Raw genomic sequence first — 8,801 nt, 5'->3', positions numbered from 1 at the left:
TGCGCCGTCTGCACCAGGCCGACCGCGTCGGCCAGAATGGTCGCCTCGGCCGTCGGGGCGGCCTGAGCGGAGAGAAGGGGGCGAGGGCGGCCCCGGCCCGGCCGGGGTCGCGACGGCGACCGGCGCCGGCTCATCGTGGTCCGGGCTCGGCAGCCGGCCGGGGCCGCGCGGGGTGCGCCAGTTGCGCTCGCCGAGCAGCGCCATCACGGAGGGCAGCAGCACCATCCGTACGACCGTGGCGTCCAGCAGGACCGCGACGGCCAGGCCGACGCCCATCTGCTGCATGTCCTGCATGGACAGGGTCGCGAAGACCGAGAACACCGCCACCATGATGACGGCCGCGCCGGTCACCGCGCCGGCCGTGCGGCGGATGCCCTCGTCGATCGCGGCCCGGGTGGAGAGCCCCCGGCCGCGGGCCTCGCGGATCCGGGAGACCACGAAGACGTGGTAGTCCATCGACAGCCCGAACAGGACGACGAGGACGAACAGCGGCATCCAGGACTCGACCGCCCCGACGCCCTCCGAGCCGATGAGGCCGGCGCCCCAGCCGTGCTGGAAGACCGCGGTCATCACCCCGTAGGCGGCGGCCACGGAGACCAGGTTGAGCAGGACGGACGTCACGGCGATGACGTACGACCGGAAGCAGAACAGCATCAGCAGGAACGTCACCGCGGTGACGAAGAGGAAGACGGGGGCCATGCCGCGCTTCAGCTGGTCGTTGAAGTCGACGGACCCGGCCACCTCACCGGTGACGTAGGCGCGGGCGCCGCTGCCGTCGAAGGCGGCGGGCAGGCGTTCCTCGCGCAGTTCGGTCAGGCCCTTCTCGCCGCCGGGCAACGGGACCTCGAACTCGGCGACGTTCTGCGTCCGGTGGACGGTGACGTCGTCGAAGGCGGCGAGGGCGTCGCGTACGGCGGGGGTGGTGATGTCGTCGGCCTCGACGACGACCCGGGCCGGGGCGGGGCCGCCGGGGAAGGTCTCGCTGATGTGGCGGTAGGCGACGGACAGCGCGGAGTCGGAGCCGAACTGCTTCTCCAGGCCCAGGGATTCGGTCTTCATGCCGAGGGCGGGCACGGCCAGCACCAGCAGGACGGCGGCGGAGGCGGCGGCGAAGAGACCGGGCCGGTTCAGGACGGGGCGGAGCACCCGGCCGGCGACGGCGCCGCTCTGCCTCCCGCCCCGCTTGCCGCGCCGGTTCAGCAGCGGCACCCGGCCCGCGTCGATGCGGTCGCCGAGCCAGGACAGCAGGGCGGGCAGCACGGTGACGGAGCCGAGCACGGCGATGAACACGACGGTGATCGTGGCGAGGGCGAAGCCCTCGAAGAGCATCAGCCCGGACAGGAACATGCCGGCCATGGCGACCATGACGGTGAGCCCGGAGACGAGGACGGCGCGGCCGCTGGTGGCGGCGGCGATGCGCAGGGCGGTCTCGGCGTCGTGTCCGGCGGCCCGTTCGTCGCGTTCGCGGCGCAGGTAGAACAGGCAGTAGTCGACGCCGACGGCGAAGCCCATCAGGAACATCACGGAGTACGTGGTCTGGAAGAGGTGGAGCTGGTGGCTGGCGAGCGAGAGCAGTCCGAAGGCGGCCATGCACGCGGTGAGCGCGAGACCGACGGGCAGCAGGGCCGCGACGACGGCGCCGAAGGCGACCAGCAGGATGCCGAGGGCCAGGGGTACGGCGGTGAACTCGGCCTTCTTGAAGTCGTCGGAGAGCAGGTCGCCGAGCCACTTGCCGGCGCTGGCGTCGCCGAACTGGCTGACGGTGACGTCCGGTCGCCTCTCCTCCACCCCGGCGACGGCGTCCAGCACGGGCTGGACCCGGTCGGCCGCGGTGTCCGGGTCGCCCTTCATCTCGAAGGTGATCAGCGCGTCCTGGCGGTCCTTCGACACGACCGGGTCCGTGAGGCCGGTGACCTCGCCGGTGCCCTCGAGGGCGGCGGTCAGTTCGCGGGCGGCGGTCCGCCAGCCGTCCGGCTCGGCCGCCGAGACCATGACGAGTTCGCCGGCCCGGTGGCCGAGTCCGGCGTCGGAGAGGATCTGTTCGGCGCGGGCCGAGTCGCCGGCGCCGTTCTCCGCCTCGGTCATCTCGACCATGCCCGAGGCGCCGCCGATGCCCGCGGCGAGTACGACGAAGAGCAGCCAGCCGAGGATGGCCGTCTTGCGGTGGTGTGCGCTCCACACACCGATACGTGCCGCGAGGTTACGCCTCATGGCGGGTTCGCCCCCTGTGGGTGGAAGTCCGACGATGCCCCTCGAATCTAGGAACGGCCGGGCGGCGGCCCCAGCCGGTGGACCCCCCGTTCGCACGGCACGTAGGGCGAGGTGGCGGGGGTGGTGCTGGGTACACCCCTATCGGGTGGGAAACCGGCTGACGTACGGGGGGCGCGGCGGGTCAGACTGTGGGCGACACGGGGCCGGCACGAGGGCCCGGCGAGGGGAAGAGGGACCGGGATGAAAGCGGAACGGGGACGGATCGGGCCGGCGCTGCTGGCCGCGTGGCGCGGGCTGGTGCTGTCGTTCGTCGCCCTCGCGGGGTCGTGCACGCTGTTCGTGCTGGCGCTGGTCTCCATGGCCATGATCCCGCTGGGCATCGGCCTGGTCACCACGCCGTACGTCCTGGAGGCGGTCCGCAAGCACGCCAATCAGCGCCGGCTGCTGGCCGCCACCTGGTCGGACGTCCGCATCCCGGTCCCGTACCGGCCGTTCCCGAAGGATCCGCGCGGCGGGTTCACCGGACGGGTGGAGCGGACCACGCTGATGCTGAAGGACCCGGCGACGTGGCGGGACCTGCGGTGGACGCTGGTCGACATGACGGCCGGGTCCGTGGTGTCCCTGCTGGCGGCGGCGCTGCTGCTCTACCCGGTGGAGGGGTTCGTCCTGGCGGCGGGGTTGTGGCGGGTCTTCACGGACGACCGGTACTGGTACGCGTTCGTCCCGGTGGACAGCCAGGCGACGGGGCTGATGGCCGCCGCGCTCGGCGTGGTGGTCTTCGCGGTGGGGATGGTGCTGAGCGAGCGGCTGCTGCGGGCGCACTTCGTGCTCGCCCGGTCGATGCTGGCCCCCACCCAGGGGCAGGAACTGGCCCTGCGTGTCCACCGGTTGACCGAGACCCGGCACGAGGCGGTCGACACGGCCGCGTCCGAGCTGCGGCGCATCGAGCGGGATCTGCACGACGGGGCGCAGGCCCGGCTGGTGGCCATGGGGATGAACCTCGGCACCGTCGAGGCGCTGATCGAGAAGGACCCGGCGCAGGCGAAGAAGCTGCTGGCGATGGCCCGGGAGTCCTCGGCCGAGGCGCTGACGGAGCTGCGCGACCTGGTCCGGGGCATCCACCCGCCGGTGCTGGCCGAGCGCGGGCTCGGGGACGCGGTGAAGGCGCTGGCGCTGCGGCTGCCGGTGCCGTGCGAGGTGGACGTGGAGCTGGGCGGCCGGGCCGAGGCGCCGGTCGAATCGGCGGCGTACTTCGCGATCAGCGAGGCCCTGACGAACGCGGCGAAGCACTCGGGGGCGGAACGGATCCGGGTGGACCTGCACCACGGCGAGGGGGCGCTCAGGTTCTCGGTCACGGACGACGGGAAGGGCGGCGCCTCGGTCGGGGCGGGCTCGGGCCTGAGCGGTATCGAACGCCGGCTCGGTACATTCGACGGCATCATGGCCGTCAGCAGCCCCGCGGGCGGTCCCACCATGGTGAGCATGGAGATCCCTTGCGAGTTGTCCTAGCCGAAGATCTCTTCCTGCTGCGCGACGGCCTGGTCCGGATGCTGGAGGCGTACGACTTCGAGATCGCGGCGGCCGTCGAGACCGGCCCCGAACTGACCAGAGCGCTCGCGGAGTTGGAGCCGGACGTCGCCGTCGTCGACGTCCGGCTCCCGCCGTCCCACACGGACGAGGGGCTGCAGTGCGCCCTGGCGGCCCGGCGGGCGCGGCCCGGCCTGCCCGTCCTCGTGCTCTCCCAGCACGTCGAGCAGTTGTACGCGCGCGAGCTGCTGGCGGACGGCAACGGCGGGATCGGCTATCTGCTCAAGGACCGGGTCTTCGACGCGGACCAGTTCATCGACGCGGTACGCCGGGTGGCGGCGGGCGGGACGGCGATGGACCCGCAGGTCATCTCGCAGTTGCTGACACGGCGTTCGCGGGACGAGCCGATGGGTGCTCTGACACCGCGCGAGCGGGAGGTCATGGAGCTGATGGCCCAGGGCCGGTCGAACGCGGCGATCGCCGCGCAGATGGTGATCACGGAGCGGGCGGTGTCCAAGCACACCTCGAACATCTTCGGGAAGCTGGATCTGCCGCCGTCCGACGACGACAACCGCCGCGTTCTGGCCGTACTGGCGTATCTGGACCGGGGCTAGGGCGTCCTGCCGGCCGCCGCCGCCCGGATGGCCGCCTTCCCGAACGAACGGCTGGAAGCGATGCGGCGGTTCACTCCGGCCGTCCTCGCGGTGAACGGGGCGTCGACGACGAAACGCTCCGGGCGTTCATGGCGCACGGCTACACCGCGCGCAACGCGCTGGAGGTGACCCTCGGCATCGGCACCTACACCCTGACCACGCTCGCCGACCGGATGACGGGCGCGCTCGTGGACGGCCCTGCGGCCCGGTTCGCCCGAAGCTCCGGGGCACCCGGCGGACGTGCCCCGGAGTGACCATCGCACCATTCGCTCGTTCAGATGAATGTGCGCCCACCGTCAGAGCTACCGCCAGCCGCCACCCCGGTCCATGCGGAACAGGCCGAGGCCGCGCTCGTCGAGCACTACCCGCGCCTGGTACGGATCGGCTACCTCCTGCTGCCGCCCTCGCCGAGCCGTGGCCGGCGCGTGTTCGCCGCCCACGCCCTGGCCCAGCGCTCCCTCCAGGCGGCACACCGGGCCGGAGCCACCGTCCCGCTCCCCCGCCGGCCGGGCCGCACCGAGACCACCGACCCCGGCTACGCCTACGTGCGACGCCAGGTGCTGCGCCGGGCACTGGCACCGGGCCGTTTCGGGCGGCTGCGGCTCCGGCCGCGCCGGCTGCCCCCCGTCCTCCCGTCGGTCTGGGGCCTGCGCCTGCTCCCGCACCCGGGCGGGGCCGGTGAACTCGCCCTGGAACGGGAGCTGGCGGCGGTCGGCGCGCCCGCCCGGGCCGCGTTCGTGCTGCGCGGCCTGGAGGGGCTGGCGGACGGGGAGGTCCGGCGGGAACTGGCCGCCGCCGGGGTGGCCGATCCGCACGCGGCCCTGACGGAGGCCGACGGGGTGAGAGCCGGCTACGCGCTCCTGGCGTCACCGGAGTTCGACCCCTGCTCGCTCCAGGCCCGGCCGCCCGACCTGCCGCGCCGCCGCCGGCGGGCCCGGACCGCGCTCGCGGCCGGCGCCGCGCTGCTGGTGTGCGGGGCGCTGCTCGGGCTGCCCGGCGGCTGGGGGCGCGGGGCGCTGTCCGCCCCGCTGTACGCGCGCAATCCGGCGTCCGAAGCGGCCCTGGACCCGGGGGCGTTGCGCCGGGTGCCGGCGACGTTCTGGCGGCACTCGACGCGTACGGACTTCACCGCCTGGCCCACGCGCGGCGACCGCACCCAGGACACCCGGCTGCTGCGGCGGGCCCTGGAGGTGTGGGCCCGGCCGGGCGCCGGGGTGCGGACGTCGACGACACCGGGCACACCGGTGGGCCCGCCGATGGGGGCGCCGCAGCTGCTGTACGCGGGCGAGGTGGGCGACTGGGCGGTGGTGCTGTTCCACGACGGGCTGCGCGTCGTGCGGTACGCCGAGCCGCGCAACGCCGACCCGTCCGGCGGCGCCGCGCTCGACTTCGCCCGGGTGGACGGGGCGGACGAGACGTCGGCGGGCGCCCTGGTGGTGGCCCGCACCCGGGACGGGGTGCGCTATCTGACGGCACCCTGGGTGCGGGACGTCCGGGTGCGGGACCTGCTCGCGCCGGACCGGGCGCCGCGCCCGCTGCCCCGCTCCCCCGACGGGGTGACCGGCCCGCTGGCCGACCCTGCGGCAGGTTCCGGCTGCCGGTCCTGGGAGGCCGTCGAGCTGACCGGCGGCGCGGCGGTGCGGCTGGTCACGGACCTGGGTGAGCTGGCCCCGGCCCGGCTGACCTCGGGCGCCCCCGGTTCACCGCACGACGTCACCGGGCGGGCCGAGCGGGAGAGCTGGGCGCGGACCGCGTGTCTGCTGCCGGCGGTCCGGTCGCACGGCGTGCGGTCGGTCAACTCCTGGGCGTACGCCCGGCAGCCGCTGCCCGAGGGCGACGGCTCGGCGCAGTGGCTGTGCACCCGGGCGGAGACCTGGCGGGGCACCGGGAGCCGGGTCATCGCCCAGTTCCAGGCCCCGGCCGCGCGCCCGCCGGCCCCCGGCGCGGTCGCGGCGCGCGCCGAGGACTCGCCGGAGTGCGGGGCGCGAGCGCCCCGGGTGCTGGCGGGCGTGCTGTGGAAGTCGCCGGGCGGCCGGTGGTACGTACTGGCCGCGGGCAGCGAGCAGTTCGCATCGCTGGCCACGTCGGGCGGGGTGACGGGCAGCGCCCGGGGGCGGCTGCTCGCGGTGCCCGCCGCCGCGGGCGACCGGCCGCGGCTCGACGGGCGGCTGAAGGACGGCAGCCGGGTGGCCGCGCTGCACTGAACCGCAGGTCCGGGCCGTGCCCGTACACACCCGCCGCGCGCCCGACGGTCGCGGACCGGCGGCGTGCGCCGGAGCACCGGTCGGTACGCTGGGGGCATGACGACCGGGGTTCGGCGCAGGATGGGCGTCGAGGAGCGCAGGCAGCAGCTGATCGGCGTCGCGCTGGAGTTGTTCAGCCACCGGGCGCCCGACGAGGTGTCGATCGACGAGATCGCCGCCGCGGCCGGCATCTCCAGACCGCTGGTCTACCACTACTTCCCGGGCAAGCAGAGCCTGTACGAGGCGGCGTTGCGACGGGCGGCCGACGAGCTGGCGGCCAGGTTCCTGGAACCGCGCGAAGGTCCCCTGGGCGCACGGCTGCTGCGGGTGATGGGCCGGTTCTTCGACTTCGTCGACGAGCACGGCCCCGGGTTCGCCGCGCTGATGCGGGGCGGCCCGGCCGTGGGCTCCTCCACGGCGAACGCCATGATCGACGGGGTGCGCCGGGCCGCCTGCGCGCAGATCCTGGCCCATCTGGACACCGGAAAGCCCCCGGCCCGGCTGGAGCTGGTCGTACGGTCGTGGGTCTCGCTCGCCGAATCGACGGCGCTGCTCTGGCTGGACGGGCGGCGGGTGCCCCGGGCGGAGCTGGAGTTGCAGCTCGTGCACGACTTCGCCGCGCTGGCCGCCGTGAGCGCGGCGTACGACGAGGAGATGGCGGGGATCGTGCTGCGGGTGCTGGCGCAGGAGCCGGCGGACGGGCCGTTCGGGGACCTGCTGGCGCGGCTCTCCTCGCTGGCGCCCGCCCTGCCGGCGGTGCCCGCCCAGCGGTTGCCGTAGGAGTCCCGGCCTGGCGGTGCACGGGAAGCCCGTGCACCGCCCGGACCTCAGTTCCCGCGGGGCCGTACGGAGACGAACGGCTGGGGAAGCGCGCCCTCGGCGGTCGACGTGCCGACCACCGTGAGTCCCGCCTGACCGCCGGCCACACCACTCGCCACGTTCTCCACGGGGACCGAGGCGTCCGTCACCGCGGGCTGCGGAAGGGCCAGGTCCTTCCAGCGGCCCCCGGCCGCGCCGGTGGCGTCCGGGTCCAGCGGGCTCCAGGCCCAGGCCAGCGCCTCCCGCCGGTCACCGAGCGTCTGGCCCACGACGGCGATGCCGCCTCCGGGCCGTGCGGTGAGGCCGAAGAGGCGCGCGGGCACGTCGGGTACCGCGACCTTGTGCCAGCCCTTGCCGTCGTGGCGGGCGACCAGGGCCCGGGTGGATCTGTCCTCGGGGGACCAGTCCTCGCCGACCACCCACGCCTCGCCGTCCTCGGTGACGGCCAGCCTCTGGGCCTGGCCGGGGATGTCCGTGACCCCGGGGGCGTCGACACGCTGCCAGGAGGAGCCGTCGTAGTGCATCAGGAGCGGGCTGCCGCTGTCGCCGTCGTAACCGGCCGCCCAGACGTCGTCGTCGGAGACCGCCTGCACCGTGTTCAGGTACCAGTAGTCGCCGGGCAGTTCGGGGAGCGGCACGTCGTGCCAGGCCGTACCGTCGAAGTGCCGGACGATCCCGGCGGTCCGGGACTCGACGAACCAGCCGCCCTTCTCCGGGTTCCAAGTGCGGGAGACCTCGATCTGCGCGTAGCCCGCGGCCCAGGCGCCTCCCGGACGCGCGTCGACGCCCAGCAGGGACGCGGCCTCCGTCTTCTCCGCCACGTCCACCGGCACGACCTGCCAGTGCGTGCCGTCGAAGTGCTGCGTGTAGACCCGCCCGTCGAGGGCGGAGGCGTCGTCGCCCACGAGCCACACGTCGCGGGCGCCGTTCGCGTCCACGGCGTTGACCCGGCTGGTGACCCCGCCCGCCGCCGCGGTGGCCGACGCCAGCGGTGTCCACGCCGCACCGGGCGCGGAGCGTTCGGCCACGACCGGCTGGAAGCGGATCACCTTCCCCTCCATGCGCACGGTGAACCCGGCCGCCCAGGTCCTCCCCCGGCCCATGTTCACGACGTCGACGAGGTTGGCGTCGGTGAACGGCGCCGCCTCGCTCGCCCAGGCGGGCGCGGCGCCGGCCGGCCCGTCCAGCGCGGACGCGGGCAAGGGGGTGGACAGGGTGACGGTCAGGGCGGCCGTGGCCACGGCGGCGCGGAGCAGTGAGCGACGGCGGCTGGACTTCAGCACGGGTGGTTCCTTCCGGAGAGGGTCTCACCCGGTAAGTGCCGTGGACCGCCCCGGGGGTTGCAGCA

General features: G+C 74.7%; 6 protein-coding genes and 1 pseudogene. 5 read left to right on the top strand and 2 right to left on the bottom strand.

Features of this window, described 5'->3' with window-relative positions; translation table 11 throughout:
• Window positions 1-2,211 (bottom strand): MMPL family transporter (locus tag ABZ564_RS10905; protein WP_360853003.1); only part of this gene is annotated, 2,211 nt, incomplete at its 3' end.
• 240 nt (window positions 2,212-2,451) lie between these two features.
• Between ABZ564_RS10905 and ABZ564_RS10900 the strand changes: the two genes are divergently transcribed.
• From ABZ564_RS10900 to ABZ564_RS10880, 5 genes and pseudogenes are all read left to right on the top strand, one after another.
• Window positions 2,452-3,720 carry a sensor domain-containing protein gene (locus ABZ564_RS10900; protein WP_360853000.1) on the top strand — a complete coding sequence of 423 codons (1,269 nt, stop codon included), beginning with the start codon at window positions 2,452-2,454 and terminating at the stop codon, window positions 3,718-3,720.
• Entirely contained in the window at window positions 3,705-4,352 is a 648-nt protein-coding gene (locus tag ABZ564_RS10895; protein ID WP_360852997.1) for a response regulator transcription factor, read from the top strand. The genes ABZ564_RS10900 and ABZ564_RS10895 overlap by 16 nt, the downstream gene beginning before the upstream one ends.
• Before the next feature lie 39 nt (window positions 4,353-4,391).
• Window positions 4,392-4,645, top strand: a pseudogene (locus tag ABZ564_RS10890) (hypothetical protein); the annotation flags it as partial.
• A gap of 24 nt (window positions 4,646-4,669) precedes the next feature.
• On the top strand, window positions 4,670-6,595 hold the full coding sequence (locus ABZ564_RS10885; protein ID WP_360852993.1) for a hypothetical protein: 1,926 nt from the start codon (window positions 4,670-4,672) through the stop codon (window positions 6,593-6,595).
• A gap of 96 nt (window positions 6,596-6,691) precedes the next feature.
• Window positions 6,692-7,414, top strand: a complete 723-nt coding sequence (locus ABZ564_RS10880; RefSeq protein WP_360852990.1) for a TetR/AcrR family transcriptional regulator — start codon at window positions 6,692-6,694, stop codon at window positions 7,412-7,414.
• Between the two features lie 47 nt (window positions 7,415-7,461).
• On the opposite strand, the gene ABZ564_RS10875 is transcribed toward ABZ564_RS10880, so the two are convergent.
• Window positions 7,462-8,736, bottom strand: a complete 1,275-nt coding sequence (locus ABZ564_RS10875) for a hypothetical protein (protein ID WP_360852987.1) — start codon at window positions 8,734-8,736, stop codon at window positions 7,462-7,464.
• Between the last annotated feature and the right edge of the window lie 65 nt (window positions 8,737-8,801).

The sequence above is a fragment of the Streptomyces sp. NPDC019224 genome (genome assembly GCF_040632605.1).
In the GTDB taxonomy this organism is placed as follows: Bacteria; Actinomycetota; Actinomycetes; order Streptomycetales; family Streptomycetaceae; genus Streptomyces.
This window is presented reverse-complemented; position numbering and strand designations above follow the sequence as displayed.

Coding starts and splice junctions, on each gene's coding strand:
- ABZ564_RS10900 (WP_360853000.1), top strand. CDS start 2,452: ATGAAAGCGGAACGGGGACGGATCGGGCCGGCGCTGCTGGCCGCGTGG.
- ABZ564_RS10885 (WP_360852993.1), top strand. CDS start 4,670: ATGAATGTGCGCCCACCGTCAGAGCTACCGCCAGCCGCCACCCCGGTC.
- ABZ564_RS10880 (WP_360852990.1), top strand. CDS start 6,692: ATGACGACCGGGGTTCGGCGCAGGATGGGCGTCGAGGAGCGCAGGCAG.